This window comes from Martinezella multihospitum (assembly GCF_900094585.1).
GTDB classification, from domain to species: domain Bacteria; phylum Pseudomonadota; class Alphaproteobacteria; order Rhizobiales; family Rhizobiaceae; genus Rhizobium; species Rhizobium multihospitium.
On record NZ_FMAG01000008.1, the window covers coordinates 1 to 22761 of the forward strand.

General features: G+C 58.6%; 22 protein-coding genes and 2 pseudogenes. 4 read left to right on the top strand and 20 right to left on the bottom strand.

Going from position 1 to position 22761, the window contains the following annotated elements; all coding sequences use genetic code 11:
* Both GA0061103_RS26680 and GA0061103_RS26685 read left to right on the top strand, forming a co-directional pair.
* Positions 1 to 393 (top strand): annotated as a pseudogene (locus GA0061103_RS26680) (methyl-accepting chemotaxis protein); the annotation flags it as partial.
* Between the two features lie 127 nt (positions 394 to 520).
* A complete protein-coding gene (locus tag GA0061103_RS26685; protein WP_208603569.1) occupies positions 521 to 1033 on the top strand; it encodes a hypothetical protein in 513 nt (170 codons plus the stop codon).
* A gap of 14 nt (positions 1034 to 1047) precedes the next feature.
* On the opposite strand, the pseudogene GA0061103_RS35465 reads toward GA0061103_RS26685, so the two are convergent.
* A pseudogene (locus tag GA0061103_RS35465) lies at positions 1048 to 1173 on the bottom strand (ATP dependent DNA ligase); the annotation flags it as partial.
* A 610-nt stretch (positions 1174 to 1783) separates the two neighbouring features.
* On the opposite strand from GA0061103_RS35465, the gene GA0061103_RS26695 reads away from it, so the two are divergent.
* Positions 1784 to 2404 carry a GGDEF domain-containing protein gene (locus GA0061103_RS26695; protein ID WP_245304875.1) on the top strand — a complete coding sequence of 207 codons (621 nt, stop codon included), beginning with the start codon at positions 1784 to 1786 and terminating at the stop codon, positions 2402 to 2404.
* A gap of 261 nt (positions 2405 to 2665) precedes the next feature.
* On the opposite strand, the gene GA0061103_RS26700 is transcribed toward GA0061103_RS26695, so the two are convergent.
* The 13 genes from GA0061103_RS26700 to GA0061103_RS26760 all read right to left on the bottom strand — a co-directional run bounded on the left by GA0061103_RS26700 (position 2666) and on the right by GA0061103_RS26760 (position 14361).
* Entirely contained in the window at positions 2666 to 3160 is a 495-nt protein-coding gene (locus GA0061103_RS26700; RefSeq protein ID WP_092716539.1) for a histidine kinase, read from the bottom strand.
* 650 nt (positions 3161 to 3810) lie between these two features.
* Positions 3811 to 4716, bottom strand: a complete 906-nt coding sequence (gene folD / locus GA0061103_RS26705) for a bifunctional methylenetetrahydrofolate dehydrogenase/methenyltetrahydrofolate cyclohydrolase FolD (protein WP_092716541.1) — start codon at positions 4714 to 4716, stop codon at positions 3811 to 3813.
* Between the two features lie 3 nt (positions 4717 to 4719).
* Positions 4720 to 5604, bottom strand: a complete 885-nt coding sequence (purU, locus tag GA0061103_RS26710; RefSeq protein ID WP_092716543.1) for a formyltetrahydrofolate deformylase — start codon at positions 5602 to 5604, stop codon at positions 4720 to 4722.
* 40 nt (positions 5605 to 5644) lie between these two features.
* Entirely contained in the window at positions 5645 to 6871 is a 1227-nt protein-coding gene (locus GA0061103_RS26715) for an NAD(P)/FAD-dependent oxidoreductase (RefSeq protein WP_092716545.1), read from the bottom strand.
* A 30-nt stretch (positions 6872 to 6901) separates the two neighbouring features.
* Complete coding sequence (locus tag GA0061103_RS26720) at positions 6902 to 7189, bottom strand: MurR/RpiR family transcriptional regulator (protein ID WP_092716547.1); 288 nt, start codon at positions 7187 to 7189, stop codon at positions 6902 to 6904.
* A 95-nt stretch (positions 7190 to 7284) separates the two neighbouring features.
* Positions 7285 to 8286 carry an inositol 2-dehydrogenase gene (iolG, locus tag GA0061103_RS26725; RefSeq protein ID WP_092716549.1) on the bottom strand — a complete coding sequence of 334 codons (1002 nt, stop codon included), beginning with the start codon at positions 8284 to 8286 and terminating at the stop codon, positions 7285 to 7287.
* Between the two features lie 18 nt (positions 8287 to 8304).
* Positions 8305 to 9129 (bottom strand): 3-methyl-2-oxobutanoate hydroxymethyltransferase, encoded by an 825-nt coding sequence (locus GA0061103_RS26730; RefSeq protein WP_092716551.1) that lies wholly within the window; start codon positions 9127 to 9129, stop codon positions 8305 to 8307.
* Positions 9130 to 9133: 4 nt separating this feature from the next.
* Positions 9134 to 9913, bottom strand: coding sequence for a TIM barrel protein (locus GA0061103_RS26735; RefSeq protein WP_092716553.1), 780 nt, complete (start codon positions 9911 to 9913; stop codon positions 9134 to 9136).
* Between the two features lie 4 nt (positions 9914 to 9917).
* Positions 9918 to 10229 (bottom strand): MocE family 2Fe-2S type ferredoxin, encoded by a 312-nt coding sequence (locus tag GA0061103_RS26740; RefSeq protein ID WP_092716554.1) that lies wholly within the window; start codon positions 10227 to 10229, stop codon positions 9918 to 9920.
* A gap of 40 nt (positions 10230 to 10269) precedes the next feature.
* Positions 10270 to 11097 carry an ATP-binding cassette domain-containing protein gene (locus tag GA0061103_RS26745; RefSeq protein WP_092716556.1) on the bottom strand — a complete coding sequence of 276 codons (828 nt, stop codon included), beginning with the start codon at positions 11095 to 11097 and terminating at the stop codon, positions 10270 to 10272.
* A gap of 8 nt (positions 11098 to 11105) precedes the next feature.
* Positions 11106 to 12092 (bottom strand): ABC transporter permease, encoded by a 987-nt coding sequence (locus GA0061103_RS26750; RefSeq protein ID WP_092717096.1) that lies wholly within the window; start codon positions 12090 to 12092, stop codon positions 11106 to 11108.
* A 153-nt stretch (positions 12093 to 12245) separates the two neighbouring features.
* Positions 12246 to 13214: a substrate-binding domain-containing protein gene (locus GA0061103_RS26755; protein WP_425349553.1), complete on the bottom strand. Its 969-nt coding sequence runs from the start codon at positions 13212 to 13214 to the stop codon at positions 12246 to 12248.
* Between the two features lie 124 nt (positions 13215 to 13338).
* Positions 13339 to 14361: a sterol desaturase family protein gene (locus tag GA0061103_RS26760; protein WP_092716559.1), complete on the bottom strand. Its 1023-nt coding sequence runs from the start codon at positions 14359 to 14361 to the stop codon at positions 13339 to 13341.
* A 297-nt stretch (positions 14362 to 14658) separates the two neighbouring features.
* On the opposite strand from GA0061103_RS26760, the gene GA0061103_RS26765 reads away from it, so the two are divergent.
* Positions 14659 to 15687 carry a LacI family DNA-binding transcriptional regulator gene (locus GA0061103_RS26765; protein WP_092716561.1) on the top strand — a complete coding sequence of 343 codons (1029 nt, stop codon included), beginning with the start codon at positions 14659 to 14661 and terminating at the stop codon, positions 15685 to 15687.
* 285 nt (positions 15688 to 15972) lie between these two features.
* Here GA0061103_RS26765 and GA0061103_RS26770 read toward each other — a convergent pair whose 3' ends face one another.
* The 6 genes from GA0061103_RS26770 to GA0061103_RS35240 are packed head-to-tail and all read right to left on the bottom strand — an operon-like array spanning position 15973 to position 22726.
* Complete coding sequence (locus GA0061103_RS26770) at positions 15973 to 16782, bottom strand: phosphate/phosphite/phosphonate ABC transporter substrate-binding protein (protein WP_092716563.1); 810 nt, start codon at positions 16780 to 16782, stop codon at positions 15973 to 15975.
* A gap of 48 nt (positions 16783 to 16830) precedes the next feature.
* A complete protein-coding gene (locus GA0061103_RS26775) occupies positions 16831 to 18192 on the bottom strand; it encodes an LLM class flavin-dependent oxidoreductase (RefSeq protein WP_208603570.1) in 1362 nt (453 codons plus the stop codon).
* 10 nt (positions 18193 to 18202) lie between these two features.
* A complete protein-coding gene (locus GA0061103_RS26780; protein WP_092716566.1) occupies positions 18203 to 19204 on the bottom strand; it encodes a fatty acid desaturase in 1002 nt (333 codons plus the stop codon).
* Positions 19197 to 20084, bottom strand: a complete 888-nt coding sequence (locus tag GA0061103_RS26785; RefSeq protein WP_092716568.1) for an ABC transporter permease — start codon at positions 20082 to 20084, stop codon at positions 19197 to 19199. The genes GA0061103_RS26780 and GA0061103_RS26785 overlap by 8 nt, the downstream gene beginning before the upstream one ends.
* The gene (locus GA0061103_RS35235) at positions 20081 to 21037 is read right to left on the bottom strand and encodes an ABC transporter permease (RefSeq protein WP_092716570.1); all 957 of its coding nucleotides are present in this window, start codon (positions 21035 to 21037) and stop codon (positions 20081 to 20083) included. Before GA0061103_RS35235 ends, GA0061103_RS26785 begins: the two co-directional genes overlap by 4 nt.
* Positions 21038 to 21088: 51 nt before the next feature.
* Complete coding sequence (locus GA0061103_RS35240) at positions 21089 to 22726, bottom strand: ABC transporter substrate-binding protein (RefSeq protein ID WP_092716572.1); 1638 nt, start codon at positions 22724 to 22726, stop codon at positions 21089 to 21091.
* Positions 22727 to 22761: the final 35 nt, after the last annotated feature.

Genomic DNA, 22761 nt, shown 5'->3' on the forward strand with positions numbered 1-22761 from the left:
CACTCGCTGCAGCAGATCGTCAAGGAGGTCGAAGACATCGACCGCAACGTGCGGGCGATCGTCGAGGCCGCCCGCGAGCAGGCGACCGGCCTGCAGGAGATCAGCACGGCGGTCAACAGCATCGATCAGGGAACACAGCAGAATGCCGCCATGGTCGAGGAATCCACCGCGGCAAGCTACAGCCTTGCCAAGGAGGTGACGGCCCTGAATGAGCTGCTCGGACAATTCGATCTGCAAAGTGGTCGCAGCCATGCGCGGCCAGCTGCCGCGACGGAGCGATCCAGCCCTGCCGCCTCGCCTGCACGGGCGCTGCGATCCAGGATCGCCGGCGCATTCGGTGGTTCCAGTACAGCCGCAGCCGCAGCGGCAGCCGCATCCTGGGAAGAGTTCTAATTCTGGAGCCGGCGTCAATCTTTGGCCGGTTGCAAGCCAAAAGAACAAGGCGGCCAGTTTTGGCCGCCTTGTTCTTTTCAAAGCAGACAATGACGACGGTGCATTGCTCTGAACTAAGAGGCAAACCATGACCGCGACCGATCATGGCCTGCAATGGGACCTCGAATCATCAGGTGATGCGCTCGTCGGAGCGTGTGAATGTGAGGCACCGAGTATGACATTTCGAGATGAACTGGTTCGCATCGCGCTTGCTTGGCAAGACGCATATGGAATAGCACCTTCCATCACGTCCGCAGTTTCTGAATATGACGCGGCGGTGACCTTGCTCGGAATGTCAGAGAAGGAGTACGGCGCGTCAATGAAGCTGGCTACCGCCGTCGGCAGAGGATTTGATTTCCAATTCAAAGGCGAGCGCTTTCAGATCAAGGCAAATCGTCCGAGCGGCAAACCGGGCAGTGCTGTTACCCTCGTGCCCAAAGTGCGAAACTATGATTGGGATCAGCTGATCTGGATTCTCTACAACAGGGACTATGAAATCCAGGAGGCCTGGAAATGGCCGCGAGAGGCCTATCAGCGCGAAATGCACCGGCTACCGCGGATTTCTCCCAGCCATATGCGACGCGGGCTGCCTCTGTATTGATCCCTCTCCGCCTCTTACGGTAGACGGTAGACCTCGGCATTGCCCTGCCGCTCCCGAAAGCCCTTGTAGGAAGCATGGCGTGGCTTGCCGTCATCCGTCCAGGCGCGATACTCGATTTCGGCGATCAGTGTCGGCTGAACTCAGACGGCGCCACGCAGGTGCAGTGCAATCGACTGCTAAGTTTACAGCGCGCTGACCCAGATTTGCATCCGAAGCTGGTCCGTTTAGTGGCTGAGAACCCATTGATGAATTGGCGATATCGGCATTTGCGGAGCGTCGTGATGAAATGCAAAGATGGGCGAAATCTCGACGCAAATGAACCCCCAGACGCTGCAGCGAAAACAATTGCATGTTGTGCCTACCGGCACTGTGATATCATGCCGATTTACTCGCTGAAGATGAAGCACGCCCAAGACCATAGCATAAGACCAAGCTCCAGCGTTATGTCGCAAACCGGGCACCAAGCGCAAACAACGGTTTCGGATATTTGTCCGAACGGAGTTAATTCGCGAGAACGAATATGCAAAACAACAAATTTTACAGGATTTTTTAAGTCGGTTTTTTCGGGTCCATGTTTAGCTGAGGCGCTTTAAGAATGGGGGTAACTCCGATATGATTCTACAACAGCGACATCCCTCCGCCACCATTTTCAAAGCCCTACGGAGGGCCATGCTCGGCACGCTATGCGCCGTGGTCTGTTCCGTTGGTCTTTTGCTTATATTGAACCTGTTGATGCCGGATCGACCATTTTTGGTCGGGTTTGTTGGTGCAGGATTTATTTCCGCCTTTGTGGCCTTTCCGCTGCTTTTTGTCTTGCAGCTCAAGAACAGCGCCGTCCGCAAGATGCAGGAAAACGTCACCCAGGCGGCGCGCTACGACAGCGTGACGAAGACGCTGAACGGCACCGCCTTTGCCGCGGCCGTCGAGCACTTTATCGACCGGCGCAAGGATGCCGCCACCGATACCGGCGGCATCGTTCTCGCTGTCATTGTCGATACGCTCGACGATATCGGCCGCCGCTACGGGCTGCAATGGGCCGATACCGTGATGCAATCGCTTGCCTCGATCATCCAGTCCTCGGTTCGTCGTGACGATCTCGTGGCACGGCTTGCGACCAACGAACTCGGCATTTTCCTGCCCGGCGCCACGGTCGAGAATGCCCTCGACATCGGCACTCGCATCCGCACAGGCGTCTCTGCGGCCACCTTCAGTGCCGACGGCGCGCCGCTTCCCATCGCCATCCGCCTCGGCGGCACCTCCTTCGACGGCTCGGCCGACTTCAACCAACTCCGCCAGCTCGCCGACCAAATGGCCTTCGAGAGCGGCGACGAGGACGACGACATTCCGATCAGGGCGCTGCCGGCCGCGTGAGGCTGGCGACCCCATCGCCGCGGCAGCCGCGGCATGAGCCCAAACGGCGAGACCCGTCTTCGATGCGGCGTTAAAGCCAGCCCGGGTCTGGGTTGGCCTTCTGGATCCGCCGAGGCTGATCTGGCCTCGAGGGATGAGATGTCGGTGCGAAGTCTCGCTCAACGGCGTTGATGACAGAAACCTCGATTCCAACGCCCGCCATCACATGTTTCCAGCGCGCGACGGGCAACGGTGATAAGTTCACCACTGCCATAGAATCAGTCATTCAGCCGGCTTGATCGAGGCGACGATTGCCTTGACTTCAGCATCGTGCTTGTCTTCCTCCCCCTTGTCTCCCCAGTACGTCACCACGAGCGCATTGTCAGCGCTCACCTGTACGATGAGCAAACCGACGCTAACCGGGCCGTCTTCATCCTTGCCATCCCACTCCAGTGTGGCCATCTGCATACCGTTGACGTCGGTAGCGGGCGTCTCCTTTTGAGTAGAGGGGTCGATCGTCACTTTGTTCTTTGCAAGAAAATCGATCGCACCGGTAACAACTTTCTCCATGGATTTGTCGCTGGCGACCTCGGCTGAAAGATAGACCGCAGAATCGGCCGAGGTTCCCTGGACGCCGCCGTCGGTTTCCTCCGGCTTCCAGCTATCTGGAATGGTGATACTTGCGACGGGCTTGTCACCGGGAAATGTCAAGGTCGCAGCGTGCGCCGTGAGAGGAGACGTTAACGCAAGCAGGGCCAATGCGATGATTTTCTTCATGGTAGAATCCTTATAGCTTAAAGCCGATATACAGGGCGGCCATAGGACTTCTAAATACAACATATTAAGATCGTGACCACTTGGCGAGAAAATAAGCAAGTTTAAAGAGAAAAAATCTGACCGCGATATGCTTTTTACTGATGCGCTCATTGAGATATCAATCTATAGTCGCAGTAAGCACGTTCATACTCAGTAGTTGAGTAGAGGAAACTCGGTCGCGGATACTAAAATCCATACTAAATCGACTCCGATTCCCATTTCGCAATAGCCTAGGGTTGTTGGGGAGTAGCAAGGAATTTCATAAGCTCGCCTCCGCCTGACCAAGTCAACGTCGGACGGAAGCGACCAGTACAATCTCGACCTCAGCCGGCGGCGTGCGGATGCAATCAAGGAAATCCTTGCAGCAACCTTCGCGATTGCGCTTGATCATCTCTTTGCGGTCGGCATCGACGAGCTTTCCCGATTACGGGCTCGAAATCGGAAGCAGCCGACAATCGTCGCGTTCCACTCTTCAATCTCGACGCCCTTGCGAGAGAACTTTGAAAATCAGGGAGATGTACATGGAGGACGCCAATTAGGAGCGAGCCGGATCATGCATTGTAAGCTCTTGATGAGAAGCGAGCGCACGACCCCAATTTTACAGTGGTGCCTCAAAACTTCGGCGGCCGTTTTCCCGCAGTGCGATGGGCAGCGATGACAGTATTGGCCATCAGCATGGCGATCGTCATCGGCCCGACACCGCCCGGAACCGGCGTGATGGCAGCCGCGACATCGGCAGCTTCCGCATAGGCGACATCTCCGACCAGCCGGCTCTTGCCCTCGCCACGCTCGGGTGCCGCGATCCGGTTGATGCCGACATCGATGACCGTGGCACCCGGCTTCACCCAGTCCGCCTTGACCATCTCAGGCCGTCCGACGGCCGCCACCAGAATATCGGCGCCGCGTGCGACCGAGGCCAGATCCTTCGTGCGCGAATGCGCCGTCGTGACCGTCGCATTGGCAGAAAGCAGCAATTGCGCCATCGGCTTGCCGAACAGATTGGAGCGGCCGATGACCACGGCATTCAGACCCGACAGGTCCTCGCCATGGATGGAGCGCACCAGAAGCATGGCGCCGGCCGGCGTACACGAGATCAGCCCGGTATCGAGATCGCCGGTCGCAAGCTTGCCGGCATTGACCACATGCAGCCCGTCGACATCCTTCCCCGGCTTGATCGACTGGATGATCGCATCGGAATTGAGATGCTTCGGCAACGGCAGCTGGACCAGAATGCCGTGAATGGAGGGATCGTCATTCAGCGAGGCTACCAGGGCGGCGAGCTCTTCCTGCGTTGTTTCCACCGGCAGCGTGTGCTGCACCGACTTGAAGCCGCATTCCTTGGCCATCTTGCTCTTGGAGTTCACATAGGCATGGCTGGCCGGATCGTCGCCGACGATGACGACCGCAAGGCCGGTCTTCACACCGGCCTCCTGCTCAAGTCCCGCTGATGCAGCCTTCACAGCCTCGATCACCGAGGCTGCCGCCTGTTTCCCGTCGATCACCGTTGCGAGCGTCATCCCTCACCCCATGCGCTCGGAGGCATAGGAACCGGGGCTTGCCGGGAAGACGACGGTGCGGTTGCCGTTGAGGAAGGTGCGATAGTGGATATGCGCATGGATGGCACGGGCGAGAACCTGGCTCTCGACATCACGGCCGATCGACACATAGTCCTCTGCCGACTGCGCATGCGTGATGCGCGCCGTGTCCTGCTCGATGATCGGACCCTCGTCGAGATCGGCCGTCACATAATGCGCCGTTGCCCCGATCAGCTTCACGCCGCGCTCATAGGCCTGCTTGTAGGGGTTCGCCCCCTTGAAGGATGGCAGGAAGGAATGGTGGATGTTGATGATGCGGCCCGACATCTTCCGGCACAGCGCATCCGACAGAACCTGCATGTAGCGGGCCAGCACGACAAGCTCGGTGCCGGTCTGTTCGACCAGATCCAGCAGCTGGGCTTCCGCCTGCGGCTTGTTCTCCTTCGTCACCTTGATGTGGTGGAAGGGGATATCGTGATTGACCACGACTTTCTGGTAGTCGAAATGGTTGGAGACGACGCCGACGATGTCGATCGGCAAGGCACCGATCTTCCAGCGATAGAGCAGGTCGTTGAGGCAGTGGCCGAAGCGCGAGACCATCAGCAGCACCTTCATGCGCTTCTTCCCGTCATGGATCTCCGCATCCATGGCGAACTTTTCCGCGATCGGCTTGAAGCCTTCGATGAGCGCTGCCTGGCCGACACCCTCTTCGGAGATGAAGGAGACGCGCATGAAGAACATGCCGGTATCGAGATCGTCGAACTGGCTGGAATCGACGATGTTGCAGCCTTGCTCGGCCAGATAGTTCGAGATCGCCGCAACAATCCCCCGCGTCGACTGGCAGGATACGGTCAGGATATATGAGGTCATCGCTTCTACTACTTTCTGCATCGAGTTTTGGATGATGCCGCTAGGCGGCGAGCAACTGCTTGAGCTTTATTTGTGAATTTGCAAGTGCCTTGGGATCGGGTCGTCTCCCGGCTGCAATCAACATTTCAGCCAGACGAATGTCGCGGGCAACCGAATTGCCTGGCCCGATACCGCTCGCGGCGAGAATTCGACCGTCTGCATCCAGGTGGAACAGAATGAAGGCATCTTCGGAGAGGTCACGCCGAATCACCGCCGTCGCTCCGTCGGCAAGTCCCGCGACCTGGAGGGTCAGGTCGTATTGGTCCGACCAGAACCAGGGGACGGAGATCTGGCTGTCGGTCTCTCCCATCATGGAAGCCGCAACGCGAACACCCTGCTCCTGTGCGTTTCTCCAGGATTCCAGACGGAGCCGCCGTTCCCCAAAATGGGCCGAGGGAAAAGAACAGCAGTCGCCGGCAGCGAAAATGTCGGGATCGCTGGTGCGCAAATTGCTGTTTACCGCAATGCCGTTCTCGATCGCAAGCCCTGCGGCCGCGGCCAACTCGGTGTTCGGAACGGCGCCGATCCCGACAACCAGAACGTCAACGGCAACGACACCTGCGCCCACAACGTCGATCAAAACGCCGGCATTCGTCTCCTCGACGGAAAGAATTTTCACTCCACAGCGAATGTCCACTCCCTCTGCCGCGTGACGCTCCGCGATCCGGGTCGCGATCTCGGCCGGAACGCCACGTGACAGGATACGAGACAATCCTTCGAGCAGAATGACCGATGCGCCAAGCGTTCTGGCGCTGGCCGCGAGTTCGAGGCCGATGAAGCCGCCGCCGAGGATCGCAATGGATCGGCCAGGTTTCAGGAATGGCCGCAGCGCCGAAGCGTCTGAATGAGTCCTCAGCGCACGGATGTGACCTCGTGGAGAGGCAACATTTCCAAGCTCTCGCGGTCGGGCACCTGTCGTCAGAAGCAGCTTGTCATAGTCAAGGGTCGTGCCGTCAGAGAGCTGGACAGCCTTCTGCCGACGGTCGACGGCAATTGCTGTTATGCCGGTCCGGACTGCAATTCCAAGCTCCTCGTAGCGGACAGCCTCCGCAATCCATTTGGGCTCGGTGCCCTGCAGGAGCGTCGCTTTGGACAAGGGCGGCCGTTCGTAGGGCAAGAGTGCCTCACTGCCGATGAGCGTCACATTTCCCGCAAAGCCACGCTCACGCAAGATCAGAGCAGCACGGGCACCGCACTCGCCTGCACCGATGATAACGAAAGAAGTCATCGCAAGAGCCTTTGCTGCTATCCAAGTCGATTATTGGTTCGTCCGGGCAACGGAGATCAGGTGTTGACGAAAAGCGCCCTTCATCTCCTTGAAGCCCGAATAGCCGCTTTGAGACGCAAGCCGGTTGATGGTGGTTCGTGAAACGCCGCAAGTTCGCGCAACCGACTGCAGCGTTCCGAACGCAATGATTTCCGGCTTGCTGAGAAGCAGTCGCATCGCCTGTTCCGGAAGAGCCGGAAAGTCGATGCGTCGTTCGGCGATAAGCTGCTTCAGGTCTCGTATGCTCGGCAGCGTCTTCAGGCGCGAGGATGACAGCATTTCCAATCTCCCGGCATTGCGAAAGGAAGGATGACGGCCGCTTTGGCGCGACCGTCTGGGTTTGGCTTTTCACAGTGGAAAGTGCGCCGCGAAACTCAGCCCGTAAGGCTCGCTAGCGAGACTGGAGCACCAGTTTTAACGGAAAGGGTCGCCGCTTCCGCCATTGCAAGTGCTGCGACGCCATCGGCAAGCGTCACGGGCACAATCTTGTGACCAGTAACCGCATCCACGAAGGCCGCCCATTCGGCGGCATAGGCCGGCATATAGCGCTCCAGGAAGAAATAGGTCGGCTTGGCACCGGTCACACCCTGCGTCGTCGATTTCACAACGGTGTTTTCGAGCATATTGTGTGCCTGCAAGAGGCCCTCGGAGCCTAGCAACTCGACCCGCTGGTCGTAGCCATAGACGGCGCGACGGCTATTCTTGATGACCGCGATGCGGCCATCCGCATAGGTAAGTGTCACTACAGCCGCATCGACATCTCCTGCCTCGCCGATCGCCGGATCGACGATCGACGAGCCGACGGCCGTGACGGTGACCGGCGCCGCACCCATGATGAAATTCGCCATATCGAAATCGTGGATCATCATATCGCGGAAGAGGCCGCCCGAGACCTTGATATAGGCGACCGGGGGCGGAGCTGGATCGAAGGAGGTAATCGACAGGAGTTCGGCTTTGCCGATCTCACCTGCGTCAACGGCCTCCTTCAGCGCCGAAAAGTTTGGGTCGAAACGGCGGTTGAAACCGATCATGACCGGGCGGCCTGTCGCAGCAACGGCCTTCTGGCAGGCAAGCGCCCGCGCAAGGCTGAGATCGACGGGCTTTTCACAGAGCACCGCCTTTCCAGCTGCCGTCGCTCTTTCGATGAGGTCGGAATGCGTGTCGGTGGAGGTAGCGATCAGTACGGCGTCGATACTGCTGTCGGCGAGAATAGCAGCGGTATCGCGCACTTCGGCACCATATTGGCCGGCTATCTTTTCGGCGGCCGTGGTGTTGATATCGGATACGGCGACCAGTGTACTGCCAAGGTGACCGGAGATCGCGGTGGCGTGCACGCCGGCAATACGCCCGGCACCAAGAAGACCAACTTTAAGCATAGGATTTTCCTTATATGATCAGAGGCCGAGTTCGGCTTTGAAGGCGTTGAATTCCGTGTCACCGATCGCGACATTGTGCTGCGGCTGCGGATAGGCGCCCGTGTTCACATCGGCGATGAATTCGCGGAAGGCGGCGATACGTTCCTTCTGCAGCCTGCCGAATTCAGCGGCAAAGTTGCGATAGGTCTTGGCATGGCGTGGCCGGTGTCCGTCGGTGTGACCCAGCACGTCTTCAGCGAAGAGATACTGCGCATCCGCACCTGGCCCGGCGCCCATGCCTAGCATGATCATCGAGGTATTCCTCGCGATCAGCTCGCCGACGCGATCAGGCACGACCTCCAGCTCCGCGCCGAAGCAACCGATTGCCTCGAGCTGCTTGATGTGGTGGAAGACCTCGATTGCCTCCTTTGCCGTCTTTCCAACTGCGCGAAAGCCAGTCCAGGTGATGTAAGATGGAATCAACCCGACATGGGCGACGATCGGGATGTGGTTGTCGCAAAGCACCTTCTGGATATCCAGCGATGCCGCGCAGTAGAAGCAGTCTCCGCCCATGGCGGAGAAATGGAAGGCGGCGCGCAGATAGTCTTCGGCCGTCGCAAGCGGCCGGCCCTCGAATGTGCCCCAGCCACCATAGGGAAGGCCGACCTGGACGAAGCAGCGGCCCGCCGCTGCGCGCATCTCCGGCGAAAAGAACCGACCTTCGATCGAAAGCATGTGGATGCCGGCGGCATCCGCAGCCGCGGCCTCCTCCGGCGTCGTGACGTAGAGCATGGAAATCTTTTCGCCCCGTACCTTCATGGCGCGGATGTCGGCGACGGTCGGACGCGTATTCTTATGAACCATGGAACTATACCGTGAATGCGTTGCAGAAGGCTTCGAGCGCGGTTTCCGGATCGCCGGAGGCGAAGGCCTCCATGCCGACGGGACCGGAGTAACCCATAGCCTTGAGGGCGTTCGCGATGCCGCGCCAGTTCACCTCGCCGGTGCCGGGTTCGCAGCGACCGGGAACATCAGCCACCTGTATCTCGCCGATGAAGGGCAAGCACTTGCGGCAAAGCTCGATCAGGTTCCCCTCGCCGATCTGCGCATGATAAAGGTCGAGATTGAGCCGGAGCCGTGGATGATCGATGCTCGACACCAGGGCAAGCGTGTCCTCGGCGCGGCCGAATGGCACGCCGGGATGATCGACCGGCAGGTTCAGGTTTTCCAGCGTGAAGGTGACATCTTCCTCCTCCGCCATGTCGACGATGCGACGCAGCGTCTCGTGCGCCTTCAGCCACATGGCGCCGGTGACGACCTCGATCGGCTGGACCGGAAGCCCGCCCTCGCCGAGGCCGGTGCCATGCAGGTTGAGACGCTGGACGCCGAGGCGCTTGCCGACCTCAGCCGTCTCGCGCGCAGTCCGTAGAAGCTCGTCCGCCCCTTCATCATCGGTAAGGCGGCCGGTGAGATAACCATTCATGATGGTGAAAATCGCTCCCGTCGCTTCGAGCCTGGCCAGATCATGATCCGGCCAGTTCCAGAGACCGACGCCAAAGCCCATTTCCTTAAGGCGGGAGGCGCGCCATTCGATGGGGCGATCTCGCCAGATCATTTCGGCGCATGCCGCCAATGCAAACTGTGTCATCTCGTCAAATCTCTACGAAAATATCGCCGTCCTCGATGCGGACCGGCCAGGTCTTGAGGTTGATGCAGGCTGGCGCCCGGGTCGCCTCGCCGGTCTTGTAGTCGAAGTGCGCACTGTGTTTCGGGCATTCGATGACGCCGTCCATGACGAGACCATCGGCAAGATGCACCCGCTCATGCGTGCAGATGCCGTCGATGCAGAAGAATTCGTCTTCCGGGCTGCGGATCACCAAGAAGGTTCGCCCGCCATGGTCGAAGCGGTAGAGGTCTTCGAGTTCGACATCCTCGGCTGCGCAGGCGCGGGTCCAGGTCCCCATTATCCATTCCTTTGTCATTTCAGTTCTGGGACGTGCGGCGTTAGCCCGCCGCACCGGAAAGTTGGGGTGCATGACCATCATGCGTCGCCATGTAGCCGTCGATCTGAGCCTCCAGTTCCGCCATGGTCTCGCCACCCGCCATGAGGTCGGTGATTTCCTCGCGCGTCTTCTCGCCCTTGCGGAAATCGGCAGCGATGGCGCCGCGGATCAGCACGGCGAAATGATCGCCCACCGCCATGGCGTGCATGACCTGGTGGGTGATGAAGACTACAGCGAGACCCCGGCGTTTCGCCTCGTTGACGATCCGCAAGACATGGGTCGCCTGCTTCACGCCAAGCGCTGCCGTCGGTTCGTCGAGGATCAGCACCCTCGCGCCGAAATGCACGGCGCGGGCGATGGCAAGCGATTGCCGTTCCCCGCCCGAGAGCCCACCGACCAGCCGGTTGCCGTCATCGATGCGCGTGATGCCGAAGTCGCGGATGGCCTTGACGGCAATCTCGTTCGCCCTTTTGCGATCGAAGACCTTGAAGGGTCCCCAGCCCTTAGTCGGCTCGACGCCAACGAAGAAACTGCGGCCGATGCTCATCAGCGGGAACGTGCCACCGAACTGGTGAACTGTCGCGATGCCGCGATTGCTGGCATCGCGCGGACCGGTGAATTCGATCGGCTTTCCGTCCATCTCGATTGTGCCAGAGTTCGGACGATAGACGCCCGACAATGTCTTGATCAGAGTCGACTTGCCGGCACCATTGTCGCCAAGCAGACAGAGCACCTCACCGGGACAGATATCCAGCGAGATATCGGTGAGAACGTCGATCGGTCCGAATGACTTGCAGATGTTCCTAAGCGTCAGGATAGGGGTAGACATGGCCGACCTCACTTCTTCTTCGGCGAATAGGAGAGCGCCATGCTGCGGAAGGTATTGTTCATCAGCACGGCAAGGAGAAGCATCACGCCGATGATGAGACTCGACCAGTTGCGGTCGAAGGACGTGAAGTAGATGCCCTGATTGACGACGGCGAAGGTGATGGTGCCGAAGAAGATGCCGACGATGGAGCCGAAGCCGCCGGTCAGCAGCACACCGCCCACGACCACCGAGATGATCGAGTTGAAGATGAAGGACATGCCCGCCGAAACCTGGGCAGAGTTGAACAGGATCGCCTGGCACATCCCGACGAAAGACGCACTCGTCGAGGAGAGCACGAAGAGCGCGATGGTCAGCTTTGCCGTCGGAATGCCGGCATTGCGGGCGCTGATCCGGTCGCCGCCCATCGCAAAGATCCAGTTGCCGTAGGGCGAATAGTGCACGACGTAGATGTAGAGCGCCGTCAGTGCCAGCCACCAGAAGATGATAACCTGGAACGTGTTGGCAACGAAGTGGCCAAAGAGGAATTTTGCCAGCTCTGGCGCCTTGATGGCGACGCTTGTCGTGCCAGTGAGCAGCACCGAAAGGCCAAGCACCAGGCCCGCCACGGCAAAAAGAGTTCCGAGGGTAACGATCAATGAGGGCACGTTGGTTCGCACGACAAGGATGCCGTTGACGAGGCCAACGACGACGCCAAATCCGAGCGAAGCGGCGATACCGAGCCAGATCGGCAGTTCATAGTAACCCGAGATGATCGCAACTGTCATGGAACCGGCGGGGATCATCGAGCCGATAGAAATATCGAGATCACCGGCGATCATCAACAGACCGATCGGGAAGGCGACGATACCGAGATTGGCCGCGACATTCAGCCAGCTCGCAGCACCCGTCGGTTTCAGGAAATCGATGCTCCCGAAGACGAGGAAAAAGACGAAGACGCCGAAAAGGCCCAAGAAAGCGCCAGCTTCAGGCCGGCGGAACAACCCGCCGATGGACATGCCAGCGGCTCGGGCAGGAGGCGGTGTCTGCGCCATGGCGATCGGTTGGCTTGCAGTTTTCGAGTTCATGATGGTTCCTCTTTGCGGGTCATGCCGAGTTGTAGCTGCGGTCGCTCCCTGGGGAGGTCACAGGGAGCGACCGTGACGCGCGGTTTAGCGCGCGCCCTTGGACACGCCCGCAAGCGTCGTGGCAATGTTCGAGGCATCGACGATACCTGGCCCGGTCAGGACCGGTTTCACTGGCAGATCGGTGCCGAAATCGATGTTGGATGCCAGCAGCGAAACGGAGAGCAGCGACTGGAGATAGGGCTGCTGATCGATGGCGAAGAGCTGCGCACCGCTCTTGATGCGATCGAGCCCCGCCTCATTGAAGTCGAAGGAGCCGAGCTTCACGGTTTCGGCTTTGCCGGCCTGCTGGATGCCGCTTGCCGCCGCATCCGCATCACCCGCACCGATCGTGATGACGCCGTCGATCGCGCTGTCCTGCGTCAATGTTGCCTTGACGCCTTCGGCGATCGCCGTGGGGTCGCCGAAGCTGGTCGCCGGCAGCGGCAGCTGCTTGCCCGCTCCGCCGGCTTTGCCGATACCGTCGATCACGCCCTTGCAGCGGGCTTCCTGGTTGGCGCTACCGGGCAGCGTATTGACACAGAGCACTTTCTTCTGGCCGCTCTTGCCGAAATACTCTCCGCCTGCGAGCCCGGCGAGATATTCGTCCGAGCCGACATAGTTGATAGCGCCGAGTTCTTTTGCCTTGTCCAACGAGCCGGCATTCATGAGGATGACTTTGACACCACTGCTGACGGCGGCCTTGATCGCTTCGTCTTCAGCCTCCGGCACCCAGTTGGGGACGACGAGGCCTTTGACGCCCTGGCTGATGGCGGTGCGCACAAGACCAGCAGCATCGGGGCCTAGATTGTCGTAGGTCTGGAGCTGGAGATAAGTCACCTTGCCGCCATTTGCCGCCACAACGAGGCGGCTATCGTCCACCCCTTTCTTGATCTTGCTCCAGAAGGCATCGTCGGTCTTGCCGCCAACGACGGCGATGTCGGCGGCAAGCACCATGCTTGCAGTGAGACAGAGGGCAACCGAGGTCGCGAGCGCCTTGGTCATGGTGGTCAGCATTGTCATCGAATTTCCTCCCGGTTTCCGTCATGCGACGGGTTTAAAAAGCATTGAGCTGCAGGGCGTCGCGGGCCCTTGCTCCCTGATGTCCGCCTCCTCGCTGACATCGGGGAATCCCGTGAATTCAGTTGTTTGCGCGAACCGTCTTTGCGTTCATCCGCTCTCTCTTTTTGGCAAAACGGGTCTGCATCTGCACGTCACCCTCCTTGGTGCCGTCGTGCCAGGTGCCGAACCACCTATCGAGCGGGATCAGCCCATCGCCGCCATAGTTCACCTCGAAGTATTTGTGATGCAGGTAGTGGGCATAGGCATGGGTATCGAGCGGCGTCTCCTCGGTGATCTCCAGCTTGTCGAAACCGATATGGCCATTGACCGCGCCGAAGCCGGCAATATGGAGCTGGAACAGCGCGACGATCGGATTCGATGGAATGACGAGGTGCCAGAGGGCAACAGCGTGATAGAGAAAACCTTCGACCGGATGCATGGAGAGCGAGGACCACGGCGACGGGTTCACCGAATTGTGGTGGACCGAATGGATCCAGCGATAAAACGGCCCCCAATGGATCAAGCGATGGATGATGAAGAAATGGACTTCATGGATCATCGGTGCAACGGCGACGAGGAACGCCAGATAATAAGGATGGTTCGACCAGCTGAGCCAAGGCACCAAGCCATTAGCAAATACCCACAGAAAGAGGACCTCGACGAGTGTCCACAGCGGGATCGACAGGAAGAACGAGCGCAGGAAATTGTCGATGTTCTGGCTCTTGAACCAGAAGACATCGGACGGCTGCTCGCTCGGGAACTTGACGTTGTATTTGAAGCGATTGCCCTGCTTACGCTTCACATAGAAAAACAGCTCGATGGAGCCATAAAAGGCAAAGATCGCAGCCGCATTGACTGCGTATAGCCAGAGCGCCCAACCCCAACTCAAGGTTTTCATCACCTCAACGTCGGGCACGACATAGAACCAGTAGAGAAGTGCGGTTGCCATGTGAAAGGCATTCCACGGCCAGATATATTCCGGCACCCATTTCAGCACGGATGGGATCTTCGGCGGCCAGGACCAGAAAGGCGCGATTTCGATCCGCCCATTGGGCGCCCAATCACCGCGCTTGTTCCGCGTTCCGTATTTGAGATCGTCCATCGTCATGCCTCCCGGACATCGAGCGTCCCTGTTCGTGATGCGGGAGAGGTGCCGCAGATCGCATGACAAAACGCGGCGCTCTTCGGGCAAAGGCCCAAAGCGCATAAGCCGGCGATGTCGATTGCATTTCTCTCCCAGAACGCCGTGGGCCGCGTGCGCGTTCACCCGTCGTCCTCTGGCAAGGACAATGCCAACTTGACCTCTATGAAATCAAGGCGCATTTCTCTCTCCATAGACGATCGTATCATTCATCTCAGAAATTCGCTGAATTGATACATTTCATATCATGGAGCCTGAATGAAAAGACCGACCATCCGCAATCTCGCCGACGCCGCAGGCGTCTCGATCGCGACGGCCAACCGGGTCCTCTCCGGTGCGGAGAATGTGCGGGCTCAGACAAGAGAGACGGTCCGCGCTGCTGCCGAAAGCATCGGCTTTTATGGGCTTGGAGCCATCGAGGCACGCAATGCGGCAGCCCGCCCGAAATATCGCTTCGGCGTGCTGCTCCTCCAACCGCACCGACCATTCTACCAGCTCGTCGCGCTGGCCCTGCAGGAGGCAGCCGCAGCGATAGAAATCGTCGAACTGGATCTGCGGATCGAGCATCTGGAAGACCTCTCCCCTCAGAACACTGCGGACCGGGCGCTGGCGCTAGCCGAGGAATGTGACGCACTCTGCATCACGACTGCCGTGCATCCCGTCGTCCTCCAGGCGCTGGAAAAGATCCAGGCGGGAGGCATCCCCGTCTTTGCGCTGATCTCGCAGCTCGCCGCGACGGGCCAGGTCCACTATATCGGGCTGGATAACTGGAAGGTCGGCCGCACTGCGGCCTGGGCCTTCGACCATATCTGCAAAAGCCCTGGCAAAATCGGTCTGCTGATGGGCAATCCACGCTATCGGAATCAGGAAATGAACGAGACCGGCTTTCGCTCCTATTTTCGGGAGCACGCTCGGGACTTCGTGCTGCTCGAGCCTCTTTCGACCTTCGAGTCCTCCGCCGTGGCACAGGAAATGACCGAACGTCTGCTCGCAGATCATCCCGATCTTGCCGGTCTTTATGTTGCGGGTGGCGGTATTTCCGGCGTGCTGGCGGCGCTGCGCACGACCGGACGTGCCGGCACTCTGGCCGTCGTCGGCTACGAACTCATGGACAATGTGAAAGCAGCTCTGCTCGACGGAACGCTCACTCTATCCATCGCCCATCCGCTCGCCCGCCTTGCCAGCGAAACGATGAAAGGCATGGTCATGGCCACCGGAGCCGCGGCGGAGAATGCCAGCTACACAAAGATCGTCCCCTTCGACATCTATACGCGTGAAAACGTGTAGAAGTATTCGGATGCAGCTCTTGAAAGGGGTCGAACCGGCGGCCAGTCGCGACCCATCGGCCATCATGAAAAAATGATGTTTTTCATCACCTTATCTCAAGCCTCGCCGATTGCTGATCATTGCATAGCATTGCCTTGATTTGGCCCTCCTATGCCAGCGAAAAAAGCGCAGCTCCGATTTGAGGATACTCCCTCATTTGAGCAGGCGCACTCGACGCAGGCTCCACCAGATTGGACTGCAACGTTGAACGGATCCACGTCAAAGCGGCCTCATGACTGGCCAATTTCAGTTGATCCGCGGATAGCCTAATCGCCCGGCACGATCATCCAGAAACTTCAGCCGCGCATAGTCATCATCGTCCAAAACATGAAAATTCTTGAGTGACAGTACCCGTCGCGTCTCACCTAGAGCCGGCGAAGCAATCGCGGCAGACAGGGCATCCCGCAACAATGCGACTTCCTCGTCGGACGCTCCCGACCTTGTGATGAAGGGTAGTCCTGGACCAACCGGCGTTTCAGCTAATATGCGGATGCCATCGATGCTCTTCGGATCAAATTGCGCTATATTCCCGAAGGTGATGCAGTCTATGGCGGCAATATCGGCGCCCCCATTCCTGACCGCAGCCAAGCTTGCATCATGGCTGCCGGTATGAAGGACGGATGAGAAGAAGCGCCCCTGATCTGCATGGGGTGCGATCAGAGCGCGCAGCAAGTTGTAGCCGGAGTTACTCTCAAGCTGGTTGATTGCGACCCGCATGCTCTTCGCATCCGAGACGCTATCGAAACGGCTCTCGTCGCGGACAATAGCGAAGCTGCGCATATCTGCCCCGGAACATCCAGGATATTCATACTCCGGCGTGGCCACCAGCCTAACCCTGCCCTGCAGACGCGATACATACGGATATCCGCATGTCTGAGAAAGAAGTAGATCGGGATCCAGCCATGCGTCATGATAGGTTGAATTCCAGCTCAAACCATCCGGCACTCCATCCAGCCCCTTTGCACGCAGTTGGTCGCGCACGAATGCCCACAGGTCGTCCGTTGCCTGCCGAAGCGGCGCAAAGTTTGCGTACATCTGAATACTTGCGAAACGCATGCGGTCTCTCGGATCAAGGGAGGTCGTGTGACGGATTTGGAAGCAAGATCAACACGTGGAGGCCGGATTCGCAACGCCGCGTGCAAATTGACTGTCCGGGCGTCTGAGGCCAAGTCGCTCACGAAACGTGCCGGGCTCGTATGCCGTGCGAAACAGTCCGCGCCTCTGCAGCTCTGGAACCACGCTCTGCGTGAAGTTGATCCAGTCATCGGGCAGCAACGGGAACATCAGATTGTAGCCGTCGGCAATACCCGCAACGAACCAAGCTTCGAGCTGATCGGCAACATCGACGGGGCTTCCTGAAAGGATCGGAACGGACCCCGTATTGGCGATCTTCCGCGCAAGCTGGCGGATCGTCAGGCCCTTGTTCGCCTCGTTCTTGACAATGTTGAGCCATGTGCGCCAGCCATCGAAAGTGCTTTCGTCAGGCAGTTCCGGCAACGGTCCATCGAGCGGATAGGAGGAAAGATCAACACCCGACCAGCTCGACAGCAGATCGATGCTGACACGGTCGATCATCAGATCTTCAAGTGCTGCATGCCTTTCCGCCGCCTCGTCACGGGATGCGGCAACGATCGGCAGAACTCCTGGAAGGAGAACAAAGCTGTCCGGCGCCCGTCCTTTCTGCGCCAGACGCTGGTTGATATCGGCGCGATAGCGTCGCCCCTCCTCTTCGCTCTTGAACACAGCGAAATGAACATCCGTATGGTCGGTCGCCAACTCCTTTCCGGATTCGGAGGAGCCCGCCTGTACAAGGAGCGGATGCCCTTGGGGGGAGCGGGCTACGTTCAATGGTCCCCTTACCTTAAAATGTTCTCCAGCGTGATCGAGGTAGTGGATTTTCGACGGATCGGCAAAGTAACCGCTCTTCTTGTCGATTAGCAGCGCGTCGTCTTCCCAGCTATCCCAAAGTTTCTTGACGACATCCAGAAATTCGCCGGCGCGCTGATAACGCGTGGCGTGGCGAATATTGCCATCGAGACCGAAATTGCGGGCCTCCTCCTCCAACGCGGACGTTACCACGTTCCAGCCAACGCGCCCTTTGCTGATATGATCCATCGACGCGAACGTGCGGGCGATATTGAAAGGCTCGGTATAGGAGGTTGACGCCGTCACGATGAACCCGATGTCTTTCGTCACCGCGGCAAGCGCCGAAACCAGCGATAGCGGCTCCAGACGCGCGTTGGCATAGTGAGCAACGCCGCTCTCGTAGGTATCCCAGATCCCGAGGTGATCGGCGATGAAGATCGTATCCAGTTTCGCCTGTTCAGCGGCCTCCACGAGCTTTCGATAATAGTCGAGATCGAAGATTTCCCGTTTCGGTGCGTTGTCATGCCGCCATGACAGCCGATGATCGCCCTGCGGGTTGTAGAAGAAGGCAGAAAGAACCATGTGCTGGCGCGATGGCATTGTAGCAATCCTATTTCGTGTCGTCATTGATTTGTGGGTGAGTGTCACATCGAAGAGCGGGATGAACAACCGGCTCCTTCATTCGAAACGCGAACGCGCGAATAATCGCGAGATAATTGCGGAAAACGTAGCCGCGGTTCACCTCTTGCCAATGCACGCTTCTCGTACGGTAGGTCGCGGGCAGACGATACCAGGGCACCCATGGCAACTTGTGATGGACAATGTGCAAGTTGTTATAAAGAAAGATCGGCGCCAGCAGCGAGCGCTCGACAATTATCGTGCGCCCATCGGGATTTTCCGACCATTGATGCTCGGAATAGGAGCGGATGGCCGTGACGGCGAGGCCTAGGTAACCGGCCGTCGTGGCATAGACAATGATTGGAATGCAGAAGACGGTTTGAACCAAGAAGATGACGGGGATGGCGCCTAAGACATGGAGAAGCCAGTTCTTTGCCTTGAGACGATCGCCACTGCCGATCGCCCGCCATTCCGACATCGTGAAACCGATGACATTCAACGGTGGGCCAAGGAGAACCCTGCCGACGAGCGTATTGTTGATCGTCAGCAGGAACCGCATGACCCTTGGCAATCGCAACCAGTCCCCGAATGCGCGGTAGTAACTCTCAGGATCGTCGTAGGGATCGGTCAGCCGCTCATCGGTATGGTGCTGCAGATGCGTTTCCTTATAGCTGCGATAGGGATAGAAAAGCCCGAGCGGCAGGAAGACCAGCATCTCGTTGATTAGCGGATTTCTCGTTGGGTGCCCATGCAGCACCTCGTGCTGCAGCGACGAGTGAAACGTGACGCAGAGACTAAACACTGCTAGCGCGAGAACCGGTGACAGCGGATAGACGAACAGTCCCGCGCCCAACCAGACGACATGGCAGCCTAAAATCAAGGCAACGGTCGGCCATTCCACCGGTGCAATGGCAGAAGATCGCTCGCTGTCGGATACGGGCTCGAAACCAGGCGCGTCGAGATCTTCGGAAGCGTCAGTCACAAAATTATCCATCGAAAGCTCCGAGACCATCGGCGATCAGGTTGGTGGCGATGACAAGAGAGACAATCGCGGCGGCATTGAAGGTAACGATCCACCACATGCCTGACGTGAGGAATCCGTAGTTCTCGGCGATCGCCAGACCCCAGTCTGTCGAAGGTGGTTGAATTCCCAGACCAAGAAAGCTGAGCGTCGCGACTGTAAAGAAGGCATATCCGAGCCGGACGATACCTTCGATCAGGATCACCTGCGCGATATTGAGCAAAATCTCGCAAACCATAATTGAGACTGCGCCTTCTCCACTCAGACGCGCGGCGCTGACGTAGTCGAGTTCCTTCTCCGCCCGGACGGATGCTCTGACCGTTTTTGCGACCAAGGGCGCATACAAAAGTCCGACCATGAGGATGACGGTGAGATCGGACGCGCCGAGCGTGACCAGCATCAAAAGAGCGAGAACGACGACGGGGAGTGCCATGAACGCTTCCAGGATACGGCTGGCCAGAGCATCGACCAATCCACCGACGTAACCCAGAATCAATCCGAGCGCGGAACCCACGACGAGGCCGAGAAGGGTAGCAATCGGCGCGACTGTCAGGATGGCGCGCGACCCAACGATCACGCGGGAGAAGACGTCGCGTCCGAGCGCATCTGTCCCGAACCAGTGAAGGGCATTCGGAGGGAGCGTGGCGTTGAGGATATCGTCCGCATAGGGATCGAAGGGAACCAAGGTCGGGCCAAGGACCGCGCATGCGAGCCAGAATGACAGGATAAGGATACCCACCGTCAGCGTCGGCGATGGTGCGAATGGCCTTCTCTTCGTCGCAGAAGGCACCACGTCCTCCGCAGCTTGCTCTGTCGCGCCTTGACCGATCTTGGCGAGCTGATCACGGATCATGATGGATGCCCTACCCGCAGGCGTGGATTGAGCAGCGATTGCAAGAGATCGCCGGCAAGCGATGTGACGGCGTAAGCAGCCGCCATCGTCAAAACGCCGGCTTCGAGCATTGGAAAGTCGCGAGCCTTGGCCGCCGTCAGCACGAGATTGCCGAGACCCTGGATATTGAAGAGAGCCTCGACGACGACCAAGCCGCCAAGCAGAGCTCCGCTTTGCGTCGCAAGAACCGCGATCGTCGGCGCAAGCGCGTTTGGCAGGACGTGGCGGACGAGCACGGTTCGTGGCGGCAGACCCTTCAGAATCGCCGTTCGCGTATAATCTGCATTGATGACCTCAACGACGCCAGCCCGTGTCATCCGCGCCACGTAACCCAGTAGATTGAATACGAGAGGAAGTGCCGGCAGGATGAGATGGTAGGTGCTGCTCCAGAATCCCGATCCGTCGGCCGGTCCGTCAAGCGGAAACCAGTTCAGCCACAAAGCAAAGACGATCATTAAAAGAAGCGCCGAAACAAAATCCGGAATGACGGATAGCGACACACCGCTTAGGATGATGAGCCGGTCAAGGGCCGATTTCTGATACAGGCCGGCGACGACACCCCCACCGATCCCGAGCGGAACGACAAGGATAATCGTCATCGCCGCAAGAGAGGCTGAGTTTGCCAATGCCTTTAAGACTTCCGGCGTCACCGGGCGGCGCATGGACAACGAAATGCCGAAATCGCCGGTGATCGCATGATGGAACCATTGTCCGTACTGAACGAAGACCGACCTGTCGGTACCGAGCTTCGCATTCAACTCCGCCACGGCACGCGCATCGGCCAAAGGACCCAACATCGCCCGCGCGACATCGCCGGGCAGCAGATGCACACACGAAAAGATGATGATGCTGACGAGGGCAAGCGTCACCAGCATCAAAAATAGTCGAAAAATAGTATATTTTAAAAGCAGCATGCGAAATCGCCGAAAGAAACCCCGGCAACGGCGTGCCGGGCGTGTCGCGGATTAAACCGTGTGGGCTCGCGCCAGCAGCAGATGCGAAATCGCCGTGAAACCGACGCCTGCGACCTTGGCGCTGGTGATGCGGCTGTACTGGAGGAAATACGAAATGATGAGCGGAGTTTCATCGAGCAGCAGCTGCTGGATTTTACCGGCTGCCAGACGCTGCGACTTCAGATCTTTGGCGCGGCCATATTCGAGCAGCAGGCGATCGTAATCGCTATTATTGAAATGAGCCGCATTCCATGTGCCGCTCGATTTCAGCGTCGCATTGAGGAAGATGTCGGGCGTGCCACGGTGACCGTAGTCGGTGATACCGAAAGTGGAGTCGAGCCAAGGCGAACTTCCGAAATTCGCGCTTCCGAAGTAACCGTCCTGCGGCAAAATATTCAGCGAGACATCGATCCCGATCTTGCGCGCAAAATTCTGGATCAGTACCGCGTAATCTGGAATGTCGTAGGCCCGTTCGGTGGTCAGGGTGACCTTGAAGCCGTTCGCGACGCCGGCCTCGGCGAGCAGCCGCTTTGCCTCGTTGAGGTCCTGCTTACGCTGCGGAACCGACTGATCGGTGGATGCAAAGATTGGCGCAAAAGGACTATCATTACCGACGCGGGCGCGCCCCCTGAACAAGCCCTTGGCAACCGCCTCGCGATCAATCGAAAGGGCCAGGGCTCGACGAATGCGCTTGTCCTTGAATTCCGGCTGATCGGTACGCAAATGCACTTCGTCATGCCGGCTTGAGTCGACGCTGATGACGCGGTATGCGCTGTTACCATCGACCGCAAGCGCGGATCGTGGCGTATATGGAATGACATCGAGCGCGCCGGATTTCAGCGCCAACACCTGAGCCTGTTCGTCATTGTAGAACGTGAACTCAACCTTTTCCGGGAGCGCCTTTTCACCCCAGTAGTCCGGGTTTCGAATGAAGGTCGCGCCCTGCTTGGGACGATACGATTCCAGCTTGAAAGGACCCGTTCCCACAAAGCTCTTCTCGAAGTTCCCGTCGTAATTCGCCGGCAGGATCACGGCGTTTACGACGCTCGACGAGATATAGAAGGGGAAGTTGCTGTTCGGCACATCGAGATGGAAGGCGACAGTCAGCGGATCGACGGCCCGGATGCTGCCTTTCGAAAGCAGACCCTTATAGGCCGAAAGCGCAGACGAACTGTTTGCCGGATCTACCAGGCGCTCGAAGCTGGCAACGACATCGGCGGAGGTTAGGGCCTGGCCGTTGTTGAAACGGACACCATCCCGAAGCTTCACCGTCCAGACGGTGACATCGTCATCGCTCTGCCAGGACACGGCAAGAGAGGGTTGCAAGCCGGTCGCGGCATCATCGAAGAGAAGATATTCGCCGACCTGGCTCAATATGCTGATGCTGGCGGAATCGGTGATCAAAACCGGATCGATCGCGGCCGTCGGCTGGTCGAGCCCGACGCGGATCGTGGCGCCAGGCGTGCCCGCGGCACAGGCCGTCGGTGCAAATCCCGGGAGTGCGGCACTCGCAAGACCGCCGATCCCGATGAGGCCAGCATATTTCAGCAGTTCGCGGCGGTCGAGCTTACCCGCCTCGTGCTCGTCGACGGCGACATTCCACAAGTCGCCGGCCAAACCACGCAGTCGATCAATGTAGCCAATATTCATTTTCGTCCCAATCAACACATGTTCAATGCGCGGCC